Here is a 23,236-nt window from a genome sequence, read left to right on the forward strand (position 1 = left end):
ACCATTTCCACTGAAAACAGCCGTCCTATGTCTTTCTATGGAAAAGTAAACTTGATCAAAACCTTTGGTGATGATGGCACTATCCAGATTGGCAGAAACTTTGACCTTGATCCTATGGGGCCTGCAATTGAAGGCGGCATTGGCATCAATGCGCAACTGTCTCACAATTTCTCCCTTCATGGTGATGTAAGCTATCAACAAAAGCTTCAGAAAACGGGTATAAGTGGTGCAAGTTTTTCAGGCGGCATACGCTATCAGTTTTAAAAGCAAGGTTGTAAAAATAGCTTATTCGTTCTATTCAATTTAACAAAAAGGCAGCGCAATATGCTGCCTTTTTTATTTATAAAATCTGTCTTTAAGAATAGAAAAAACAAAAATAGTTGAATCATTCTCATGTACTATTGAAAAATTTTCATAACAGCTTCTTCTTTTTTAAAAAATAAAACTTAGCGTTTTTGGATAAATAAGAGTAACACTGTAAAAAAGAGTAAACAAATCAAAAAAAATAAAAATTAAACTATACCCTAAAGAATAAATTTTCCTAGAAAACATAGCATCATTAATCACCTATTATTTCTTACAAGCTTAATGCTCATCTAAAATGAAACCTTCTAAACATAAATTTATAGTCAACAAACTGTACAACAAATATATAATGCGCGTTATGAGTCATGCAGATGACTCATAATGTTGTACGCCTAATAAAGTGAAAAATATGAGAGCTAAAATTTCTTTCAATAAATTATATCGATAAGATTTCACACTATAAAAAATACAAAAACTCTCTATTACAACAAAGATACTAAATACTTCTCGAAACCTAAAACAGAAAAATGTATTTTTTCTTTTGGAAAATCGATCATACTCTTTGCTCTCTATGGACAATAGGCTCTATACTTGCTTCAAAAAACTCCTTTGTATAATCGTGTTGCGCGTGTAAATTACGCAATTCATCATTGCTAAGCTCTTCAAGAATAATCCCTTTATGCATAATTCCAACACGTTCACAAATATGTGCAACAACAGCAAGATCATGGGATACCATCAAATAAGTAAGCTTTTTTCTCGCTCGCAACGATTTCAACAAGTTTAAAATTTCAGCCTGTACCGATACATCCAATGCAGATGTTGGCTCATCAAGCAATAAAACTTCTGGCTCGATAATTAAAGCACGTGCAAGAGCAATACGCTGACGCTGTCCTCCAGACAACTCATGAGGATAACGATAAAGAAATGAAGAATCTAAACCAACGGAATCTAAAGCATCCTCCACCCGCTCTCTTTGATTATCCATCCCATGGATTTTGAGCGATTCAGAAAGAACCGTATGGACCATTTTTCTTGGATGCAGAGAAGCATAAGGATCTTGAAAAACCATTTGAATACAGCGTAAAAAATCCTTACTTCTTTTCTTTTCGACTTCTTGCCCAGCAAAAAGGAACTTTCCACTATAATCTGGAATAAGCCCCACCAATGTATTCAAAATTGTTGATTTTCCACATCCGGATTCACCAATCAAACCATAAGCTTCACCACGCTTAATATGAAAATTAACATTTTTAACAACTGTTACTGCCTTATGTCTATGACCAAAAGTTACAGATAAATTAGAAACATCAATAATATTCTCACAATTTGTCATGAGGAACCTCCTCAACACCATTAACAATCGTAGGATTATACAACCAATCAGGATCACGCTCAGGAACAGCCAAAATATCAACAGGATTATCAAGCCGTGGTAAACTCGCCAGCAAAGCCTTTGTATAAGGATGACAAGCGTGAGACAAATCAGAAGCAGGCAACTCTTCTAACACACGGCCCGCATACATCACCAAAATACGATCGCAAAAATCAGCAATCATATTTAAATCGTGACTAATGAAAATAAGTCCCGTTCCAGACTTTGTAACAAGTTCATCTAATACGGATAAAACTTGTCGTCTGACCGTAATATCAAGCGCAGATGTTGGTTCATCGGCAATAATTAAATCAGGTTTCGGAATGAGCATCATTGCAATCATCACGCGCTGCCCCATCCCCCCAGATATTTCATGAGGAAAGAGACGCATCACATGTTCAGGATCACGAATATGAACAGATTCTAACATAGATATGGTGCGCTCCCGCGCTTCGGCTTTTGAAACACGATAATGAATACGGTAAGCCTCCATAATCTGCTCACCAATCCGTATTAATGGATTAAGTGAATATTTTGGGTCCTGTAAAATCATTGAAATACGCTTCCCACGGATTTTTCGCATCTGAGGTTCACTTGCGGTCAATAAATCAACATCCTCAAAGCGCATTTTTTTAGCTTTAACAATGGCTGCTTTTGGACTCAACCTTAGTATTGCGCGCCCAGTCATCGATTTTCCAGATCCCGATTCACCAACAATTCCAATTTTTTCTTTTCCAACAGAAAAACTAACGCCACGCACAACTTCTGAAATGCCGCGCGTTGTAGGAAAAGAAATACGTAAATCTTCTACTTCTAATAATTTATTACCCATTGCGTGGATCCAATACATCACGAAGACCATCACCTAAAAGATTGAAAGCAAGACTTGCAAATAATATCGCACAGCCTGGTATTGCCGCCAACCACCAATTTGTCATCATAAATTCCCGCCCTGAAGAAAGCATCGCGCCCCATTCAGGACTGGGGAGTTGAGCTCCCAATCCTAAAAAACCAAGACCAGCAGCCGTTAAAATAATTCCAGACATATCCAAAGTTAATCGTACAATCACTGAAGGAATACACATGGGCGCAACGTGAAACAAAATTATTCTCCAAGCAGAAGCCCCTTGCAAGCGAACGACAGAAACATAATCAGAAGAACGTATTGTCAAAGTCTCAGCACGTGCTAAACGTGCAATTGGGGGCCATGCTGCAATTGAAATTGCAATAGAAGCATTTTCAATCCCTGGTCCCAATGCAGCTGAAAATGCAAGAGCTAAAATCAAACCTGGAAAAGCAAGAAAAATATCGACAATGCGCATGAGCACAGTATCAACCCATCCGCCCATATAACCAGATACAGTTCCAACAATAAGCCCTATTGGACCTACAATAACTGTTGTAAGAAAAACAACATAAAGAGTAATACGAGAACCAAAAACAAGGCGACTAAAAATGTCACGTCCCAATTCATCCGTTCCAAAATAATGCGCCATAGAGGGTGGCTGCAACCGATGCCCTAGATCATTGCTAAGAAAATCATGCGTAGCAATCCAAGGAGCAAAAAATGCACATATGATAATAATACAAATAATAAGCAGACCAAATACAGCCGAAAAGTTATGAAAAAACTTAACCAGTGCGTGATAAATTCTTTGTATGTTCGCCTGAATTATGGAGCTTGGAACAGGGTCGTTTAACCAACCGCCAAAAAAAGATGATGATTGCGATTTATGATGATTACTTACTGTCATATTCAACGTGTCCTTGGATCAAAAATGCGATAAAGCAAATCAGAAAATAAATTAATGGCGACAAAGATAAATCCTACAAGTAAAGTACATCCTACAACTGCATTCATATCTCCGGCTAAAAGAGCATTTGTCAAGTAATGTCCAAAACCAGGCCAAGCAAAAACTGTCTCCGTTAAAACAGCCCCTTCTAATAAAAAAGCATAAGAAAGCGCAACAACGGTAATAATTTGAACAGCAGCATTCTTAAAGGCATGTCCCCATACCGTTCGCGCCCACGATAACCCCTTTACACGTGCAGTAATGATATATTCCTGATTAAGCTGCTCAATCATAAACCCACGAGTCATACGGCTAATATAAGCCATAGCACCGAAAGCTAAGATCAAAGCAGGCATAATAATGTGACTAAAAACATTACCAAAAGCCTCCCATTGTCCTTGGCTTGCAGTATCCCAAAGGAAAAATCCTGTTTTTGGTTCGAAAGAATATTCATAAAGAAAATCAATACGTCCTGGACCACCAACCCAGCCAAGCTTGGCGTAAAATATTAACAAAGCCATTAAACCGAGCCAAAACGTTGGAGTAGAATAACTTACAAGTGTAAAAACACGAACAACATAATCAATAAATGAATCGCGATACATTGCTGCAAAAACACCAAATGGAATTCCAAGACTTGTGCCAATAACAATAGCAACGGTTGCAAGCTCTAATGTTGCAGGAAATACACGCATAATATCAGCTAGAACAGGACGCCCAGAAGTTAAAGCATCTCCAAAGTCAAATAAAAATACATTATGAAGATACTTCCAATATTGAACAATCAACGGCTTATCAAGACCAAGCTTATAATACATTGCATCATAAGCTTCCTGACTGATATTATCACCAAGAATAGACAGAACTGGATCTAGAGGAAGAAGATGACCAAGAAAAAAAGTGATCGTCACCAACCCAAGCAATGTGATAAAAACTGAAATAAGAAGTTTCAATCCTTTGCATAAAAAATCCCATAAAAATAATCTTTTCTGCTTTTCTGATACAGCTCTTTCAGTCTCTGAAAGTGGCAAAACCATTATAAAAATCCCCTCTGTAGCGACAAAACATAAAGCAAATACCTTTTTTTATATAACAAAACAACCTCTTATTAAGCATGTTCTACAATCCTTCTCTATAACATGCTTCTTTTTATTTTTCTGCTTCATTGTAATAAAGTCTATAACTGTTCCAAATCCATTTTTTGACATCAGGTCCCATACCAACGGTATAATATGTCTGAAATAAATAAACCATAGGACCATGCTCTAGCACATAATGCTGTAAAGTACGATATTGCATGATACGCTTATTGGGGTCTTTCTCAAACAAAGCATCCATCACCATGTTATTAATATTTTCATCATAATACCCAGCGCGCCAAGCCAAATACATATTGTGCTTTTTTGTAAATGTTGGATCAGGATTAAACACGTGATTTAATGAGGCAGGATGTCCATCAGGATCGGCACTCCCCCACCCCATAATAGCAGTATCGTAATTTCCACCACGTACACGGCTCAACAATTGATTTTGTGCCATTTTTTCAATTGTCAGCTCAACACCAATTTTACGTGCATTAGCTTGAATAGACTGTGCAACAGACGACATATAACTAAGGCTTCCAACTAAAAGATTAGCTTTAAAACCGTTCGGATAACCAGCCTCAGTAATCAACTGTTTTGCTTTTTTCAAATCCAACTTAAAAGGCAGCCCTTCTTTTTCATCCAAAGCACCAGGAACACCCAAGGACATATAAGTTGCCCGCGGAATAGCAATCCCCTTCAAAACAGTTTTTCCAAGACCTTCATAATCAACCAAATAACGAAGTGCCAATCTGACCTTTTCGTTTGCAAAAATTGCATTCTTATTATTTAATGATAGATAAATAATCTGGGGGCGCAAAACACGACTAATTTTGACTAGGCCTCCCTTTTTTTCAAGATCTAAAATATCCTCTGAAGAAAGATCACGCGCTATATCCACATCACCTTTTTCCAAAAGAAGTCTTTGACTTGATGAATCTGCTACGTGCTGCACAACAATCTTCTTAATTTTAGGCACATCGCCCCAATAATGCTGTGTAGCCTCTAATACAACTTTATCTCCTGGAGACCAGCTCACCAATTTATAAGGTCCAACACAAGCCGAATGTGTTGCTAAATATTTATTCCCCATATCACCGTTAATACTCTGCGCTTCAATTGTTTTCCGATCAAGCAAAGCAGAAGCATAAGATTGTCCAATAACAGTCAATATGAGCTGAATAGGATAGGGTTTATCTAATTTTAATTGCAAAGTCTTATCATCAAGAGCCTGAATATTTGTTTCAACATTGTTTTTAGTAAACCCATAATCCATTAAAGATTGGGCATAGCTCAATCCTAATTTAATAATCCGCCGCATCGACCATACCAAATCTTGCGCCGTTGCTGTTCTTCCATCATTAAACTTTAAATCATCACGAAGATGAAAAACTATTCTTTTGCCATTATCTAAAACATCCCAAGATTTTGCCATAGCAGGGCGAATTTTTGTAGGATCATGCTCATCATATTGCACTAACGCGCTACAAATATTCGTCAATAACTCACTCGTCACAACTTCAACAGTTTGCGCTGGGTCAAAACTACTCATTGAATCAATATTCCATGCCATCACCAATATATCTTTAGATGAAGCACTAAATGCTGATGCTATAGCCCCATTTAAAAAAGCTGTTATGCCTAATAAAACAGAAAATTTTTTCAACATTTTTTTCCCCATTATATTCTTGTGCCTTTTTCACACATAGTCGTTGTGATTTTGCTCTTTCATCTTTTAAACAGCATAGTATCAAACATCAACTTCATTTAATCAAACTAAGCATCTATAAAATAATTCTCTCATATATCAATCTGCATTCAGGATGCATAGAATCTGTAGCCACAAACAAAGATCTTCTCCAATATAACTTTCTATATTCATCCCTCCTTAATAAACGACCTCCACCATATACAGCACAAATACCCCTCACAGTTTCTTCCTTAAAAAACTGAAGGACTTTTATGTGAAAAAATATTTTCATCATGCTATTATGATCAAACTGCTTTTACCTTTGACAACACGAAAAGACACTCTTATTTTTCAATTTTACTATAAAAAATACGCGGTGCACTATTCCAAACCCATTTTTTGACATCCGGTGTCATCGCTATAACGCTATATTGCTGGTAAATAAACGCATAAGGTCCTTTTTGCATAAGTTCACGTTGTAAATCAGCATATATTTGCGCCCGTTTTTGCGGATCTTTTTGAAACAACGCATCTTCAACTTTTTGATTCATCTTGGCATCAAAATATCCATGCTTCCAACTAGGATAGGCAGTGTTTCTAGCCTCAAACCGATTATCTGGATTATAAACAAGACGTGAAGCCATTGTATGAGGATCCGCAGAATCATTATTCCATCCGACAAAAGCCGTATCAAAAGCCCGTGCATTCACTTTTGAAAACAACTGTGTACCTGCCACACGTTCAATTTTAAGACGCACACCCGCCTGCGCAGCACTATCTTGAAGTGACTGAGCAAGTAATAAAGTATAAGGAGTGTTTGACACGAGAAAATTTGCCTCAAATCCGTTCGGATAACCAGCCTCTGCTAAAAGTTGCTTGGCTTTTTGAATATCAAGCTTAAAGGGTTGTCCTTCTTTTTCATCTAAAGCCCCAAAATTGCCAAGAGGAATAAAACTTGCCCGTGGGATACCAATCCCTTTGAGAAGTTTCTCGCCAAGACCTTCATAATCTATAAGATAACGCATCGCCAAGCGCACTTTTTCCTTAGCAAAAATGGGATTCGTCGTATTGAATCCCCAATACATCATGGTTGGCACCAACACTTTTTCAACTTTAACATCTGTTGTTTTTTGCAGATCTGCAAGATCTTCAGGTGTCAAATTACGAGCAACATCAATATCATGTTTTTGCAATAACAAGCGCTGTGTTCCGGGCTCCGCAACATGGCGAATTAAAATCTGCTTTAGTTTAGGTGCTTGTCCCCAATAGTGAGAGCTTGCAAGTAACAAAATCGCTTCTCCAGGGCGCCAACTTTTTAAATGATAAGGGCCAACGCAAGCAGCATGAGTTTTCAAATACTGATTTCCCAGATCACCGTTTTTTTCATGCTTCATAATCGTCTTACGATCAAGCAAAGCTGTTGCAGGACTTGCAACAATATTATTCAGAATGAGCTCTGCTGGATAAGGCTTATCAAATTTCATCACCACTGTTTTCTCATCAACAGCTTGCAAAGCATCATCAACATTTTGTTCTGTAATTCCATATTCATTAAAAATTGCTGCATTAGCCATCTGCAATTTAACAATCCGCTTCATCCCCCAAACAAGATCATTGGCATTGGCTGATCTACCATCGTTAAACTTTAAACCATCACGCAAATGAAAAGTAAGCACTGTAGTATGATCATCACCTGAAACATCCCAATGCGTTGCTAAAGACGGAACTATTTTCGTTGGATCATCTGTCGCAGTACTGACCAAATTATCACAAACATTTCCAATAATTTCACTTGCATAAACATCATTGAGCTGCGCAGGATCAAACGTACTGATTGCATCCAGATTCCAAGCCATCACAAGGGTATCAGCCGGTGTTTTTGCTGAAACCTGTTGTACAACTACTCCCAGTGCCATAAGAGCAGCAACAATAGAGCTGCTACTTTTCAATATTATTTTCTTCAAGTTCATAAACGTTTCCCTTTATTTATTTTTTATTAATTAATGACGCTGAAATAACATGGCAAATTTATAATTATACACATTGAACAAATACATTCTAATCGCCTATACAGAGTCATCTACTTTATAAATTCATTGACTACATCTCAATCAAACCATAGCGAACATGCAATATATGTTTTGCTAACCAGTATCACATTCTTTCATAACCTTTCTTTGCATGCGATAACGCCGTATACCAGCCCCATTAATCATCAAAAGGATAAGCCTTTTAGCCTCCAAAATGGTAAGCTTTAAAAAAAAATCATTGCGCAAAAATTTATGAATTCACCACTCTATTACTTTAGGCGGTATTTAAAATAAAATACGCAAACTTCAAAAATTGTCATTCTCCTCAAACACTCAATTTCAAGATGCGGCACATCTTTACTACATGATCAAAACTGCACTAAAACAGCAGAAAGACATAAGAAAAGATCTTTTCTAAAACTCTACCCCCACAAAAATCTGCTTAATCTTTTGAAAACCAAGTGTCAAAAGTTTTACGTTTTTACCAACAAAACCAAACACGTTAACAAAAATAAAGGAATAATGAGAAGAATCACCCCTTGCAAGCTTTGTCTTTTGAGAGATAAAGATTGCAATAAAAGAATACACACTAAAATGCACTTCTCCATTGATAAAAACAAAATTCATTAGACTACCCCCAAAGACATAATGAATATAGACCCTTCTAAACTTTAGTGTGCATCACTGCTTTACCACGATAAAAATAGAACAGAAAACAACACACTGCAACAAAACTCTTGTTTCCAGCAGAAACATACAGAGCTTCAACTAAGTAATGTAGTGGATACAAGCCTGCGTGAGCTTAATCATTTTCCTAAAAATTGGAGAGCACACGCGGCAAAATCACTCTCTAATAGAAGAAAACTATCAGATAATAAAACCCAACACAAGCAGCTTAAGTCATTTAACTTCAATTTTTCATCACTGCATTTTATTTTTATTCCCTAGGTAAGTACTGAGCAATTGACCTACACATAAATAAACCAACAGTCATACAACCAAAGTAAAATATAACAATGCAACAACATCCCCCCTCTAAAAACCACTTTGCATTCGTCAATAAACACGAATAAAATATTCATTACTTATTATAACGGTCATGTCATTAACAGAAATAAAAACATCTCTTCTGAACCATTTCAAATGCCAAGAACTGTTGCACAACATTGAAAGCTAGTAAAGTGTGTGATGGTGCTGATTTTCTCTTTCATAAGTGTAAAGATAGAGTGCACAATGGATTGACTGTTATACCATTCATGAGCTGCGTCGCAAAATGGGCTTTGGTACACTAGATGTTTCTTTAAAACATACAAGACGTTACCATTATCTCACTTCAGATACATGACAGTTAAGATATCACTCCTTTTTGCATCTGTTTTTTTCATCTTCAAAATTATACCTTTATCGTTTTGAGTGCCAACAACAGTAGGAAATCATTGATATTGTATAGTTCAATTATCTTATACAATGGAGTTGTATAATCTATACATTTATTAAACAATTTAATTATTACCCTATTGATCATTACTCATACAAAAGAACGTTGGCCAATTTATCGACAAAAACATCCTTCAAGATGATCATTAACGATCCCTACGGACTGCATAAAAGCATAACAAATTATGGGACCAATAAATGTCCAGCCACGTTTCTTCAAGTCTTGAGAAAGACGAAGAGAAGCAGGGGTTGTGGGATGAGCCGACAGTGTTTGAAAGTCTATCTTTTCATAACGCTCTGATTGTGGTGGCTGAAAAGACCAAAAATAGCGAGACAAGCTCCCCCACTCTGTTATAATTTCTTGTGCTCTAAGTGCATTATTAAGCACTGATTGAATTTTTCCTTGATGGCGAACAATGTCTTTATTCTGCATTAACATTTTCACCTTTAGCTCATCATAATGAGCAATCTTTTTAAAGTCAAAGTGATCAAATGCAATGCGAAAAAAAGAGCGTTTTTTTAAAATTGTAAACCAAGAAAGCCCCGCTTGGAAACCTTCAAGAGAAATTTTTTCAAACAAACAGGTATCTTCAAAAACAGGTTTTCCCCATTCGTTATCATGATAAGCACAATAAAGTGGATCCGTTCCAGCCCATGCACAACGAACTTTTCCATCCGCTCCCTTAAGAAGACCTTCCGCAAGCATGGCATTAACCGTATTAAAAGAGAGTTCCTTGATCATCGCTTGGCGACTTTATCGGCTTGTGTTTTGAGCGTTTAGCGGAAACAGATTCTTGTGTTGCAACATTGATATCACCATCAAAAAAGCGTAAATTTATGTGCCCCGTTTCAGGAAACTGAGCCAAGCGTTTAATGGGCTTATTCTCTTTCCCCAAAACCAAAACAAAGCCGCGCTCCAAAATATTCTGATAAGAAGTGCTTTTTAAAAGCCTAAATGCAAGCTCCATTCGGGCACGTTTTTTTTCCACACTACGCACAAAAGCACGATGAAGGCGCGCCGTATATTCTTTTGTATTGCGGTGTGCTTTTTCATTATTTAACAAACGTAACGAAAGACGTAAACGAAGAGTATGAAAAGAAAAACGTTTTTTATCGTAGCTTACACAAAGAGCACGCTGTAATCGATTTGAAATTTCATCAAAACCACGCCGTGGTAGAGCGAAAAGTTGGTCGACAGTGGGAAGACCACGTCTGACTGCACGCAACTTTTGTTGATGAAAATCAAAAGAACGTACAAGTCCCTTGCGCAAACGTGCCCCAAGAGACGCAACACACACTTCAAGATCAAGCTTAACGGGAACAGCCTTTTCTGCAGCTCCTGTAGGAGTTGGAGCACGCCAATCAGCGACATAATCAATTAAAGTCCAGTCCGTTTCATGCCCAACAGCAGAAATAACGGGAAGAGCAGAGGCATAAACAGCACGAACAACAGCTTCGTCATTAAACCCCCACAAATCTTCTAAACTTCCCCCTCCCCGTGCAACAATAATAAGATCAGGTTTTGGAATAAGTCCTCCTGGAGCAAGAGCATTAAAACCTTCAACAGCAACAGCTACCTCTCTCCCACTTGTTTCCCCCTGAACACGTACAGGCCAAACCAAAATATGTAACGGAAAACGGTCGGATATACGATGAATAATATCACGAATAACAGCACCTGTTGGTGATGTTACAACGCCTATAATTCGAGGCATATAAGGCAAAGGTTTTTTCTTTGCTTCATCAAATAAGCCTTCTTCCACAAACTTTTTCTTACGATTTTCAAGAAGTGTCATCAAAGCACCAACCCCCGTTGGTTCAAGAGCCTCAATGACAATTTGATATTTCGATGACCCTGGATAAGTTGTAAGTTTACCAACAGCAACCACTTCCATCCCTTCTTCAGGAGGAAATTTGAGCTTTTCCATCACTCCACGCCAAATAACAGCTTCCAACCGTGCCTTATCATCCTTTAAAGCAAAATAAGCATGTCCTGAAGCATGAGTACCACGGTAACCTGATATCTCCCCACGCACCCGTACATAACCAAACTTTTCTTCAACAACACGCTTTAGAGCTCCTGCTATTTCGGAAACAGTAAATTCTGCCACATTTGTTACACCTGTTTTTTCACTAAACAAACTTACCATTTTTCAATTCTTTACGCCCGTTTCTGTAAATCTTTTTGAAACAACACAATCTTTAAAATTTTTATTTATAGCTTCATCAAAATATCCATAACACCGGCTAGAACAGCTTATATTTCGAATTTCAAACCGATTATCCGAGTTATAAAAAAGCTTGGAGCCGTTGTATGGGGATCTCCAGAGTTATTATTCCATCCGAAAGCTGTATCAATAGAAGTTAAAATATTCAATCTTAACATCCACACAAACACATCTTTCATAAGAATTCCTGAAATAAAATTCTCTACACAACATAGTAATCCATTCCCGATAAAATTCAACGTATTGCAAAGTGTTAAAGAGCTTTGCAATACATCAAATATATCATGATCATGTTTTTTATATTTTATAAACCTGATACCTTCTTATTTTTCAATTGCACTATAAAAAATACGTGGTGCACTATTCCAAACCCATTTTTTAACATCAGGTGTCATAGCTACAGTATGATACGTCTGATAGATAAAAGCATAGGGTCCTTTCTGCATAAATTCACGTTGCAAATCAGCGTACATTTGCGCCCGTTTTTTGGGATCTTTTTCAAACAACGCATCTTGAACCTTTTGATTCATAGTTTCATCCAAATACCCATGGCACCAACTCGCATAGCCTGTATTTTTAGCCTCAAGCCGGTTATCAGGATTGTAAATAAGGCGTGAAGCCATTGTATGAGGATCCGCAGAATCATTATTCCATCCGAAAAAAATCGTATCAAAAGTACGTGCATAAAATTTTGAAAACAACTGCGTACCTACAAAACGTTCAATTTTAAAACGCACCCCAACCTTTTTTGCATTGTCTTGAAGGGACTGAGCAATTGGCAAAGCAAAAGGATAAGGAGATGCCCCTGCAAAAATATTGGCCTCAAAACCATCTGGATAACCTGCTTCCGTTAAAAGTTCCTTTGCTTTTTGGAGATCAAGTTTAAAGGGTTGTCCTTCTTTTTCATCCAAAGCCCCAAGATTACCAAGAGGAATAAAACTTGCACGGGGAACACCAACATCTTTGAGAAGAGTCTTACCGAGTCCTTCATAGTCAATAAGATAGCGCATCGCTAAACGCACTTTTTCATTGGCAAAAATAGGATTTGTCACATTGAACCCCCATATGATCACGGATGGCTCTAACACTCTTTCAACTTTAATATCCGTTGTTGCTTGGAGATCTGCCAAATCCTCTGGCATCAGATTACGTGCAACATCGATATCGTGTTTTTCCAATAATAAACGTTGCGTTCCAGGCTCCGCGACATGGCGAATTAAAATCTTCTTCAATTTAGGCGCCTCACCCCAATAATTGGAGCTTGCACGCAATAAAATCCCTTCTCCAGGGCGCCAACTCTCTAACTGATAAGGACCAACACAAGCAGAATGGCTTGCCAAATACCGGTTTCCCATATCACCATTTTTTTCGTGTTTCATGAGTGTCTCACGATCAAGCAAAGCAAGAGTACGACTAGTGGCAAAATGGCTAAGAATAAGCTCTGCTGGATAAGGTTTATCAAATTTCATCACCACCGTTTTCTCATCCGGTGCTTGAAAAGCCTCATCAACATTCTGTTCTGTGATACCATATTCATTAAATGTCGCCGCAGTAGCCATCTTCAATTTAACAACCCGCTTCATGCTCCAAATTAGATCATTGGCATTCGCAGGACGACCATCATTGAACTTCAAACCATCACGCAAATGAAAAGTAATCACCGTACGCTGATCATCACTTAAAACATCCCAACTCTTCGCCAAAGAGGGAACAAGTTTAGCTGCGTCATCTTTAGCTGGTTCAACTAAATTATCACAAACATTGACAAGAACTTCGTTACCATAACGGTCATTAATTTGTGCGGGATCAAATGTACTTATTGAATCAAGATTCCAAGCCATCACAAGCGTATCGGCAGGTGTTTTTGCTGAAACTTGTTGCACCAAAATCCCCAGTGCAATAACAGCAGAAACAAAAGCACTGCTCCCTTTCAATATTTTTCCTTTCAAGTTCATAGACTTTTCCTTTTAAAATTTATTGTATAAGTTCTCCATGCAACAATAACGTGCAAGAAATAATAAGATTAGACTTAGAAAACATACCTCCTCGAAATAAAATTAAAAACTCAACAGAAAACGATCTGATATAAAACGAAGGTATTAGGCATAACAGCATCTGTTGGAGATATCACAGTGCTTACAATTTGGGACATATCAGGCAAAGTTTCCTTTTGCTTTATCAATCAGACCTTTTGCTTCAAATTTCTTTTTTGATTTTCTAAAAAGTGTCGCGAAAACACCACGTCCGGTTACTTCAAGAGCCTCAATAAAAATTTGATATTTTGATGATTTTGAATGAATTGTAATTTGCTGAAATTGATCATTTACCCTCCTTCTCAAGAGAAAATTTGAATTTTTTCATCACTCCCCATAAAATAATACCCCAATTGCGGAGTGTTATCTTTCAAAACAAAAGGAAACATAACATAGGCATCATAAAAAACTGATATTCCTCTTTGCCTCCACACCAAAACTCTTCTTCAACATTGCAAAGTCTTTGCTCCTTTAACAATGCTAAATACCACAACATTTGTTGTACTAATTTTTTCAGCAAATGAATTGATCTCTTTTCAATTCATGGAAGTTGAAATATTAAGTTTAAACATCCAAGCAAGCACATCTTTAATGAGAATGAAAGATCCCTTAATAGAAATCTTGCAAAGACACTCAGCAATATATCCTCTATTATTCACAATCTTCAACGTATTGCAAAACATTTAAGAACTTTGCAATACGTCAAATATATCATGATCATGTTTTTTATATTTTATAAACCTGATACCTTCTTATTTTTCAATTGCACTATAAAAAATACGTGGTGCACTATTCCAAACCCACTTTTTGACATCAGGTGTCATCGCTACAGAAACATATGTCTGATAAATAAAAGCATAGGGTCCTTTCTGCATAAATTCACGTTGCAAATCAGCATACATTTGCACCCGTTTTTGGGGATCTTTTTCAAACAACGCATCCTTAACCTTTTGATTCATACTTTTATCAAAATACCCATGGCACCAACTAGCGTAGCCCGTATTTTTTGCCTCAAACCGATTATCTGGATTGTAAATAAGACGTGAAGCCATTGTATGGGGGTCCGCAGAGCCATTATTCCATCCGAAAAAAATCGTATCAAAACCACGCGCATAAAATTTTGAAAACAACTGCGTACCTACAAAACGTTCAATTTTAAAATGTACCCCAACCTTTTTTGCGTTGTCTTGAAGGGACTGAGCAATAGGTAAAGCAAAAGGATAAGGAGATGCCCCTGCAAAAATATTGGCCTCAAAACCATCCGGATAACCTGCCTCTGTTAAAAGTTCCTTTGCTTTTTGGAGATCAAGTTTAAAGGGTTGTCCTTCTTTTTCATCTAAAGCCCCAAGATTACCAAGAGGAATAAAACTTGCACGGGGAATACCAACATCTTTGAGAAGGGTCTTACTGAGTCCTTCATAATCAATAAGATAGCGCATCGCTAAACGCACTTTTTCCTTAGCAAAAATAGGGTTCGTCGTATTAAAACCCCATATAATCATGGAGGGCGCCAACACTTTTTCAACCTTAATATCCGTTGTTGCTTGGAGATCTGCCAAATCCTCTGGCATCAGATTACGTGCAACATCGATATCGTGTTTTTCCAATAATAAACGTTGCGTTCCAGGCTCCGCAACATGGCGAATTAAAATCTTCTTCAGTTTAGGCGCTTCCCCCCAATAATTGGAGCTTGCACGCAATAAAAGAGCTTCTCCAGGACGCCAACTCTCTAACTGATAAGGACCAACACAAGCAGAATGACTTGCCAAATACCGGTTTCCCATATCGCCATCTTGTTCGTTTTTCATGAGTGTCTCACGATCCAGCAAGGCAGCAGTGCGATTAGTGGAAATATTGCTAAGAATGAGCTCTGCAGGATAAGGTTTATCAAATTTCATCACCACCGTTTTGTCGTCCGGTGCTTGAAAAGCCTCATCAACGTTTTGTTCTGTAATCCCATATTCATTAAATGTTGCCGCATTAGACAATTTCAATTTCACAACCCGCTTCATACCCCAAACAAGATCATTGGCATTGGCTGATCTACCATCGTTAAACTTTAAACCATCACGCAAATGAAAAGTAATCACCGTACTCTGGTCATCACTTAAAACATCCCAACTCTTTGCCAAAGAAGGAACCATTTTAGCTGCATCATCTGTAGCAGAAACGACCAAATTATCACAAATATTGTTAACCACTTCAATTCCATAACGGTCATTGAGTTGTGCAGGGTCAAATGTACTTATTGGATCCAGATTCCAAGCCATCACAAGCGTATCGGTAGGTGTTTTTGCTGAAACTTGTTGCACAAACATCCCCATTGCAAGAACAGCAGAAACAAAAGAACAGCTCTTTTTCAATATTTTTCTTTTCACGTTCATAGACTTTTCCTTTTAACGTTTATTGTATAAATTCCCTATGCAGCAAAACGTGCTTAATAATTAAGTTTAGACGAACTATAGGCTCCTAAAGACCAAGCTTTAAAATATTTAAGAACAAGCACCTCTTGCCAATGACTCCTCCTGCCTACACTTGTAAGCCAAACCAAAACATACAAAGGAAAACACTCTGGTATATAATGAACACTCACCAACAACAGAGCTTATTCACGATATCATAACGCCTACTATTGAAGACTATAAAACCAATATTTTTTCTCTATCTTGTTAAGCAAGCTTGTCTCTTTTATTTCTTCCAGCGTTTTGTATACCATCAAAGCACTAGCCCTTTCGGCTCACGTACCTTAATAACAAAGAGCTTTCATAATAATTTGACGATTTGATAAAACAGGAAAATTCGTTAGTTTGCCAAGTGCAACGACTTTTATTCCTTTTTCAAAAGGAAATTTGTTTTTTTTCATCACTCCCCGTAAAATAAGACCCTCCAATTGGTATCTCATCATCTTTCAAAGCAAAAGAAAATATGAACACCATAAAAAACTGAATCCCTTGTGTACCCACCCATACCAAAACTTTCCTTCAACATCGAAAAACCTTTACACCTTTAACACTACTAAATTCCACGACATTTGTTACACTTAGTTTTTTTATGTTACACTCAGTCTTTTAACAAATAAATTGATGACTTTTCAATTCAGAGAAATTGAAATATTCAATCTTAACATCCACACCAATACACCTCTAATGAGAATGAAAAATCCCTTTAAACGAATGTCTTAAAAAGACATTCAACAGTATATCACGCATTACCTATAATCTTCGACGTATTGCAAAGCTTGAAAATTTATACAATACGCCGAATATATCATGACAATGTCCTTCATCTATTGAACAGCATTGAAGACACGCTTATTTTTCAATTTTACTATAAAAAATATGCGGTGCACTATTCCAAACCCACTTTTTGACATCCGGTGTCATCGCGACGACGCCGTATTTCTGATAGATAAACGCATAAGGTCCTTTTTGCATAAGTTCACGTTGTAAATCAGCATATATTTGCACCCGTTTTTGCGGATCTTTTTGAAACAACGCATCTTCAACTTTTTGATTCATCTTGGCATCAAAATACCCATGCTGCCAACTAGGATAAGCTGTATTTTTTGCCTCAAACCGATTATCTGGATTATAAACAAGACGTGAAGCCATTGTATGAGGATCCGCAGAATCATTATTCCATCCGACAAAAATTGTATCAAAAGCTCGAGCATAAAGTTTGGAAAACAACTGTGTACCTGCCAATCGTTCAATTTTAAGACGCACACCCGCCTGCGCAGCACTATCTTGGAGTGACTGAGCAAGTAATAAAGTATAAGGAGTGTTTGATACGAGAAAATTTGCCTCAAATCCGTTCGGATAACCAGCCTCTGCTAAAAGCTGTTTGGCTTTTTGAATATCAAGCTTAAAGGGTTGCCCTTCTTTTTCATCCAAAGCCCCAAGATTGCCAAGAGGAATAAAACTTGCCCGTGGGATACCAATCCCTTTGAGAAGCTTCTTGCCAAAACCTTCATAATCTATAAGATAACGCATCGCCAAGCGCACTTTTTCCTTAGCAAAAATGGGATTCGTCGTATTGAAACCCCAATACATCATGGATGGTTCTAACACTTCTTTGATTTTAACATCTGTTGTTTTTTGCAAATCTGCAAGATCTTCAGGTGTCAAATTACGAGCAACATCAATATCATGTTTTTGCAATAACAAGCGCTGTGTTCCGGGCTCCGCAACATGGCGAATTAAAATCTGCTTTAGTTTAGGTGCTTGTCCCCAATAGTGAGAGCTTGCAAGTAACAAAATCGCTTCTCCAGGGCGCCAACTTTTTAAATGATAAGGGCCAACGCAAGCAGCATGAGTTTTCAAATACTGATTTCCCAGATCACCGTTTTTTTCATGCTTCATAATCGTCTTACGATCAAGCAAAGCTGTTGCAGGACTTGCAACAATATTATTCAGAATGAGCTCTGCTGGATAAGGCTTATCAAATTTCATCACCACTGTTTTCTCATCAACAGCTTGCAAAGCATCATCAACATTTTGTTCTGTAATTCCATATTCATTAAAAATTGCCGCATTACCCATCTTCAATTTGACAATCCGCTTCATCCCCCAAACAAGATCATTGGCATTAGCTGGTTTGCCATTATTAAACTTCAAACCATCACGCAAATGAAAAGTAATCACCGTACTGTGATCATCGCCTGAAACATCCCAATGCGTTGCTAAAGCAGGAACCATTTTAGCAGGATCATCTGTCGCAGTACTGACTAAGTTATCACAAACATTGCGAACAATTTCACTTCCATAAACATCATTGAGCTGCGCAGGATCAAACGTACTGATTGCATCCAGATTCCAAGCCATCACAAGGGTATCAGCCGGTGTTTTTGCTGAAACCTGTTGTACAACTACTCCCAGTGCCATAAGAGCAGCAACAATAGAGCTGCTACTTTTCAATATCTTTCTTTTTAAGTTCATAGACTTTTCCTTTTAAAGTTTATTGTATAAATTCCCCACGCAACAAGAATGCGCAAAATAATAAAATCAGACAAACCATAGGCTCTGAGAGATAAAGTATTAAAACGTTCAAACAACATCACTTATCAACCACTCCTCCTGCCCATAGTTACAAACCAACCCCCAATATGCACCGAGAAACAATCTAATATATGATGAATGACATAACCCATCACCAATCTATTGATAATATTACAACGTCTACCATTGAAAGCTATAAGACAAAGATTTCTTCTCTCTTGTCGAACAAGTTTACCTCTTCTTTACTCTAGCGTTTTTATGCCATCAAAGAACTATCCCCTGTTAGCTCAAAAATCTTAATAACAAAAAGCCTTCATAATAACTTGATTATTTCAACAAAACAGAAAAATTTGCCCATCGTCCAACATCAAGCACCTCTACCTCTTCTGCAAAAGGAATTTTGAATTTTTCCATAATTCTCCACTAAATAACGGCTTCTCATTATATCTTATTTCCAAATAAAAGGAGCACGGGCACCACAAACCTCTAACATTCCCTCACGCGTCCGTACATAACAAAACTTTTTTCAATATCGTATTTAAATATCTTTGCTCCTTTAACAACACTCAATTCATTGCTTATATTTTTTCAGAAAAAAAGATCTTTTCAATGCACTAAGGTTGAAATATCTGAATATAATATCTATATAAGCACACCCTTATTAGAATAGATAGTCTTTTTTTAAGTAAACTGTCTTGAAATATTATTTCTATACACGACAATAATAAGTTTGTTACAAAATCTTCAATATGCTAAAACTCTCACTCTGATGCGAAATATCGAAACGTTATAAAATTTCTCTACAAATTCTCAGAAACGAAAGGATCTCCCTTCATTTAATAAAAGAAGCGCCATGAAAATATCGCAAAAATGCAATAAAACATGTGCATATTTCAAAAACCAGCACCGTTAATCAGACTAAAGGTGATAAACTCAAAAAAGTAAGAAAAAATAAAAAAATGTTTTTGCTTTATGATAGTAACATCGCCGCACTATGATAATACAATAAGAAACACGATCTTCGAAAGTATATTAAAATGAAGCGGAAAAAAAGATTATCAGATTCTTTTCGTGCGTTTCTTGGAAGAAAATTAAGCAGCGTTAGTCTAAAATTGCTTATCCTGTCATTCTTCATTGGCATCGTAATGAATTTTTTGGGATGGACACACCGAAACCTCATACACAAAATAGTAGATTTTTTTAAATCACTATGGGAAGCAGGATTTATAACGCTTACAAATTTCTTCCATATAACTATGACGGGAGCTATTATTGTTGTGCCTATTTTTCTTATCTTACGAATTTTTCATAAAAAATAAAAGCCTTAACATTTTCCTTGCGTTAATCTTTTCGAAAAATCAAACGACATAAAAATCCTGTAGTAATAGCAATAATCACTGCAACAATACCATATAAAAAACGATACTTGTGCGCTGCATAAAAAATTGTATAAGCGATATGTGCTTTAACAATTTCAAGAGTCGTTGTTGCACTATCAATAAACTGTCCATCACGAAAAAGATAAGCACGAACTTTATAATGTCCAACCGGGATATTTGCTGGCAAACGAAAATGTGCTGTGAAAAGTGTGTCAGAACCAAAACGAACCCCACCCACTTCCTCATAATAAAGGCTTTTAGCTTTTTGCAACTTTATAAGTTCATCGCGAAAGATTTGTATTTTTTTCTGATCTTGTTCATCCGTCTGCAATGGCAAATAGAGTAATCCTAACCCCAAGCGTTTATAATCTTCAATGCTCGTAATATCGCCAATTTCACGCGTTGTGACCATAGAGTAAAAAAGAGGAACCTTTTTAAAAATAAGAGAATCTGTATTAACCCATACACCGGCATTGCGTTTTTTTTCTCGCATCACCATTGTCCGATCTTGTCCCTCCAAGCTTACAACAATATCATAACGGTTCTGTCGAGAATATAACGGATCAATATTTTCCAAAACACCAGCAATATAAAGATCACGACCAGCAAAATTTGCATCCACAGTAATCGTATTCGTTGTTACGATAATTTGGACAGTTTCGTGGTCAACTTGATCAATGAATGTAGCTGGCGTCCCAACATGTGACCATGTAGAAAAAGAAATAAAACAAAAGCAACCTGCAATGATGTATAAAGAAAATAATCTACCCATTTTTATCTCATAAGAATATCCAAAGAGAAAAGATTATCAGGGCGTATAAATAATTGAAAAGCAAGACGCATACACACAATCAACACTAAACATGCAAGCGCCATACGCAATTGTTCAGCCTTTAACTTCCGTCCAGCCCTTGTTCCATATTGTGCACCAATACTTCCTCCAAGCATTAACAAAAAAGCCAAGACAATATCAACGGACTGATTAGTCACACTTTGCAAAACTGTCGTGAAAGAAGACACAAATGTAATCTGAAAAAGTGAAGTCCCAATCACCACACTGGTTGGAACACGCAGAAGATAAATCAATGCTGGTATCATAAAGAACCCCCCACCAATTCCCATAATAGAAGACAACAATCCCACAATGAGACCAATCCCTAAAACTGGAATAATGCTAACATATATCATAGATGTCCGAAAACGCATTTTTAAGGGTAAGCGATGAATCCAGTTATGTCGACCAGCAAGACGAATATTGGCTTTTCCTGCCTTACGCTTGCGCATCATATCATACCAACTTTCAACGATCATCAAGCTTCCTACACTTCCAAGAAGAATCACATAAAGAAGCGAAATCATTAAGTCTAATTGACCTAACTTTTTCAAAACAGAGAAAACCTGAATCCCAATTAAAGAACCACCTCCTCCTCCAATCGCCAAAAGAATACCAAGTTTAATATCGAGCGTACGTCTTCTAAAATGTGTAATTGCTCCTGTTACAGATGACGCAATCATCTGGTTAGCGCCTGTTCCAACAGCAATAGCAGGAGGAATATTATAAAAAATCAATAACGGTGTGATGAGAAACCCACCACCGATTCCAAAAAGGCCTGAAAAAAAACCAGCAACGACTCCCATACCAATCAAGATCAGCATATTGAGTGACATTTCAGCAATTGGTAAATAAATACTCACTTACAGAACCTTCAAGATAATTTGAGGTTTTTTTACAACTAGAGAATCCTTCTCCAATTATCCTCTTTTCCAATAATTTCTGTTGCGTGTTTAAAAGAATAATTTTAGTTTCTATAGCTTTCGCACAAACACGAATGCGCAATACATTTCACATCTATTAACATCAACATCATACAAATTAAAAAAAACGAGCTCCTTTTAAAAAGCTATAAAGACATAACGTTATCGCTAGCACAAATACAACGGTTAAAAAACAAAGAACACTTTTTTTTACCAAATAAGATAAAAACGAGACATGTTTCCGAGACTGCACCTTTAAAGAAGAAAAATCATTCTCACTGCAATGATTAGATGCCTGAACACCCATCATACCCTTTTCTTCTATTATAGCACGCTTCACTACTCCCTCATCCTTTTTAAAAGAAGGTTTCAGAGCATCACTTAGCAAAATAGCATCACTGGGCAAAGAGCTTCTATTTTCTTGCTGCAACGTATTTTCAACATTTGTTTGGAGTGGAATTATACCGTTTTGTTTCGAAAAATTTTGCACCTTTTGAAGGAATAAACGTTCTTGATTGTCCTTACATTCCATATGAGCAAGTTTTTGTACAACAGAATCAGGTGATTTTGAACGAGATACCCGTCGTGTTACCGCTTCTTCTTCTAAGCTTTTTTTTTCACTCTGCAAACTTTTAACAATTGTTTTAATCTGCTCTAAAGACTCAAAAAGCTTTTTTTCTCTTTGACGACGCATATAATGTTCAGCCAAAATGGCTCTACTAATATCATCTAAGTAAGATTTAAAATGCTCTTCTACAGAACTCTGCTGCATCAAAGAATGGGGCGGATGCTTCATTTGCATTTGCGTATAAACGGTGCGTAATTTTTGAGCAATATCTGACATCGTTACTTCTACAGAAGTATCCATTCTCTCTTTCTGTTCAACAAAAGAAAAGAATTTACCATGCCTAACCTGATTGGTCGCCTGATCGATCGTATGACCCTTCGTATTCACAAACGCTTACCCCTCATTAACCTTTTTGAAAAGAATCGCAACAAATGATGAGAAAGTGTGGTCTATTTTAGTAAATAGAGCTTTAAGAACTCCTAAAAACTTTTTATTTTGCGCATTTGTTAGAAATATTTTTCCCCAATCTTTATCCAAAATATTTGAAAGAAAGTTCTTTAATT

17 protein-coding genes are annotated in these 23,236 nt (G+C 37.0%); 2 read left to right on the top strand and 15 right to left on the bottom strand.

Translation table 11 applies throughout. The features are described 5' to 3' along the window. Positions 1-264 (top strand): autotransporter outer membrane beta-barrel domain-containing protein (locus tag ACFIKJ_RS05655; protein WP_375653877.1); only part of this gene is annotated, 264 nt, incomplete at its 5' end. A gap of 595 nt (positions 265-859) precedes the next feature. Here ACFIKJ_RS05655 and ACFIKJ_RS05660 read toward each other — a convergent pair. The 12 genes from ACFIKJ_RS05660 to ACFIKJ_RS05715 form a co-directional block, all read right to left on the bottom strand. Beyond that, on the bottom strand, positions 860-1,642 hold the full coding sequence (locus ACFIKJ_RS05660) for an ABC transporter ATP-binding protein (RefSeq protein WP_375653875.1): 783 nt from the start codon (positions 1,640-1,642) through the stop codon (positions 860-862). After that, positions 1,629-2,513 (bottom strand): ABC transporter ATP-binding protein, encoded by an 885-nt coding sequence (locus tag ACFIKJ_RS05665; RefSeq protein ID WP_375653874.1) that lies wholly within the window; start codon positions 2,511-2,513, stop codon positions 1,629-1,631. Before ACFIKJ_RS05665 ends, ACFIKJ_RS05660 begins: the two co-directional genes overlap by 14 nt. Then, positions 2,506-3,435: an ABC transporter permease gene (locus tag ACFIKJ_RS05670; protein WP_375653873.1), complete on the bottom strand. Its 930-nt coding sequence runs from the start codon at positions 3,433-3,435 to the stop codon at positions 2,506-2,508. Before ACFIKJ_RS05670 ends, ACFIKJ_RS05665 begins: the two co-directional genes overlap by 8 nt. A 2-nt stretch (positions 3,436-3,437) precedes the next feature. Then, positions 3,438-4,511, bottom strand: a complete 1,074-nt coding sequence (locus ACFIKJ_RS05675; protein WP_375670336.1) for an ABC transporter permease — start codon at positions 4,509-4,511, stop codon at positions 3,438-3,440. Between the two features lie 112 nt (positions 4,512-4,623). Further along, the gene (locus ACFIKJ_RS05680; RefSeq protein WP_375627257.1) at positions 4,624-6,225 is read right to left on the bottom strand and encodes an ABC transporter substrate-binding protein; all 1,602 of its coding nucleotides are present in this window, start codon (positions 6,223-6,225) and stop codon (positions 4,624-4,626) included. 365 nt (positions 6,226-6,590) lie between these two features. Further along, a complete protein-coding gene (locus tag ACFIKJ_RS05685) occupies positions 6,591-8,216 on the bottom strand; it encodes an ABC transporter substrate-binding protein (protein ID WP_375670337.1) in 1,626 nt (541 codons plus the stop codon). Between the two features lie 474 nt (positions 8,217-8,690). Further along, positions 8,691-8,903 (bottom strand): hypothetical protein, encoded by a 213-nt coding sequence (locus ACFIKJ_RS05690; protein WP_375648559.1) that lies wholly within the window; start codon positions 8,901-8,903, stop codon positions 8,691-8,693. A gap of 925 nt (positions 8,904-9,828) precedes the next feature. Continuing rightward, on the bottom strand, positions 9,829-10,455 hold the full coding sequence (locus ACFIKJ_RS05695; protein WP_375627255.1) for a DNA-3-methyladenine glycosylase I: 627 nt from the start codon (positions 10,453-10,455) through the stop codon (positions 9,829-9,831). Next, a complete protein-coding gene (gene xseA / locus ACFIKJ_RS05700) occupies positions 10,433-11,863 on the bottom strand; it encodes an exodeoxyribonuclease VII large subunit (RefSeq protein WP_375627254.1) in 1,431 nt (476 codons plus the stop codon). Before xseA ends, ACFIKJ_RS05695 begins: the two co-directional genes overlap by 23 nt. A 401-nt stretch (positions 11,864-12,264) precedes the next feature. Then, positions 12,265-13,896, bottom strand: coding sequence for an ABC transporter substrate-binding protein (locus ACFIKJ_RS05705; RefSeq protein ID WP_375653866.1), 1,632 nt, complete (start codon positions 13,894-13,896; stop codon positions 12,265-12,267). A gap of 830 nt (positions 13,897-14,726) precedes the next feature. Beyond that, the gene (locus ACFIKJ_RS05710; protein WP_375627252.1) at positions 14,727-16,358 is read right to left on the bottom strand and encodes an ABC transporter substrate-binding protein; all 1,632 of its coding nucleotides are present in this window, start codon (positions 16,356-16,358) and stop codon (positions 14,727-14,729) included. A gap of 927 nt (positions 16,359-17,285) precedes the next feature. After that, a complete protein-coding gene (locus tag ACFIKJ_RS05715) occupies positions 17,286-18,911 on the bottom strand; it encodes an ABC transporter substrate-binding protein (protein ID WP_375670338.1) in 1,626 nt (541 codons plus the stop codon). A 1,097-nt stretch (positions 18,912-20,008) separates the two neighbouring features. On the opposite strand from ACFIKJ_RS05715, the gene ACFIKJ_RS05720 reads away from it, so the two are divergent. Next, a complete protein-coding gene (locus ACFIKJ_RS05720; RefSeq protein WP_375651883.1) occupies positions 20,009-20,290 on the top strand; it encodes a DUF6460 domain-containing protein in 282 nt (93 codons plus the stop codon). Positions 20,291-20,312: 22 nt separating this feature from the next. On the opposite strand, the gene ACFIKJ_RS05725 is transcribed toward ACFIKJ_RS05720, so the two are convergent. The 3 genes from ACFIKJ_RS05725 to ACFIKJ_RS05735 form a co-directional block, all read right to left on the bottom strand. Continuing rightward, the gene (locus ACFIKJ_RS05725) at positions 20,313-21,122 is read right to left on the bottom strand and encodes a TIGR02186 family protein (RefSeq protein WP_375627249.1); all 810 of its coding nucleotides are present in this window, start codon (positions 21,120-21,122) and stop codon (positions 20,313-20,315) included. A gap of 2 nt (positions 21,123-21,124) precedes the next feature. Beyond that, positions 21,125-22,045 carry a sulfite exporter TauE/SafE family protein gene (locus ACFIKJ_RS05730; RefSeq protein WP_375627248.1) on the bottom strand — a complete coding sequence of 307 codons (921 nt, stop codon included), beginning with the start codon at positions 22,043-22,045 and terminating at the stop codon, positions 21,125-21,127. 178 nt (positions 22,046-22,223) lie between these two features. Beyond that, positions 22,224-23,060: a hypothetical protein gene (locus tag ACFIKJ_RS05735; RefSeq protein ID WP_375627247.1), complete on the bottom strand. Its 837-nt coding sequence runs from the start codon at positions 23,058-23,060 to the stop codon at positions 22,224-22,226. Positions 23,061-23,236 lie beyond the last annotated feature (176 nt).

The sequence above is a fragment of the Bartonella sp. PS7NMGDW genome (assembly GCF_042193585.1).
Lineage (GTDB): Bacteria > Pseudomonadota > Alphaproteobacteria > Rhizobiales > Rhizobiaceae > Bartonella > Bartonella grahamii.

Coding starts and splice junctions, on each gene's coding strand:
- ACFIKJ_RS05660 (WP_375653875.1), bottom strand. CDS start 1,642: ATGACAAATTGTGAGAATATTATTGATGTTTCTAATTTATCTGTAACT.
- ACFIKJ_RS05715 (WP_375670338.1), bottom strand. CDS start 18,911: ATGAACTTAAAAAGAAAGATATTGAAAAGTAGCAGCTCTATTGTTGCT.
- ACFIKJ_RS05675 (WP_375670336.1), bottom strand. CDS start 4,511: ATGGTTTTGCCACTTTCAGAGACTGAAAGAGCTGTATCAGAAAAGCAG.
- xseA (WP_375627254.1), bottom strand. CDS start 11,863: ATGGTAAGTTTGTTTAGTGAAAAAACAGGTGTAACAAATGTGGCAGAA.
- ACFIKJ_RS05665 (WP_375653874.1), bottom strand. CDS start 2,513: ATGGGTAATAAATTATTAGAAGTAGAAGATTTACGTATTTCTTTTCCT.
- ACFIKJ_RS05705 (WP_375653866.1), bottom strand. CDS start 13,896: ATGAACTTGAAAGGAAAAATATTGAAAGGGAGCAGTGCTTTTGTTTCT.
- ACFIKJ_RS05725 (WP_375627249.1), bottom strand. CDS start 21,122: ATGGGTAGATTATTTTCTTTATACATCATTGCAGGTTGCTTTTGTTTT.
- ACFIKJ_RS05710 (WP_375627252.1), bottom strand. CDS start 16,358: ATGAACGTGAAAAGAAAAATATTGAAAAAGAGCTGTTCTTTTGTTTCT.
- ACFIKJ_RS05695 (WP_375627255.1), bottom strand. CDS start 10,455: ATGATCAAGGAACTCTCTTTTAATACGGTTAATGCCATGCTTGCGGAA.
- ACFIKJ_RS05720 (WP_375651883.1), top strand. CDS start 20,009: ATGAAGCGGAAAAAAAGATTATCAGATTCTTTTCGTGCGTTTCTTGGA.
- ACFIKJ_RS05680 (WP_375627257.1), bottom strand. CDS start 6,225: ATGTTGAAAAAATTTTCTGTTTTATTAGGCATAACAGCTTTTTTAAAT.
- ACFIKJ_RS05690 (WP_375648559.1), bottom strand. CDS start 8,903: ATGAATTTTGTTTTTATCAATGGAGAAGTGCATTTTAGTGTGTATTCT.
- ACFIKJ_RS05685 (WP_375670337.1), bottom strand. CDS start 8,216: ATGAACTTGAAGAAAATAATATTGAAAAGTAGCAGCTCTATTGTTGCT.
- ACFIKJ_RS05670 (WP_375653873.1), bottom strand. CDS start 3,435: ATGACAGTAAGTAATCATCATAAATCGCAATCATCATCTTTTTTTGGC.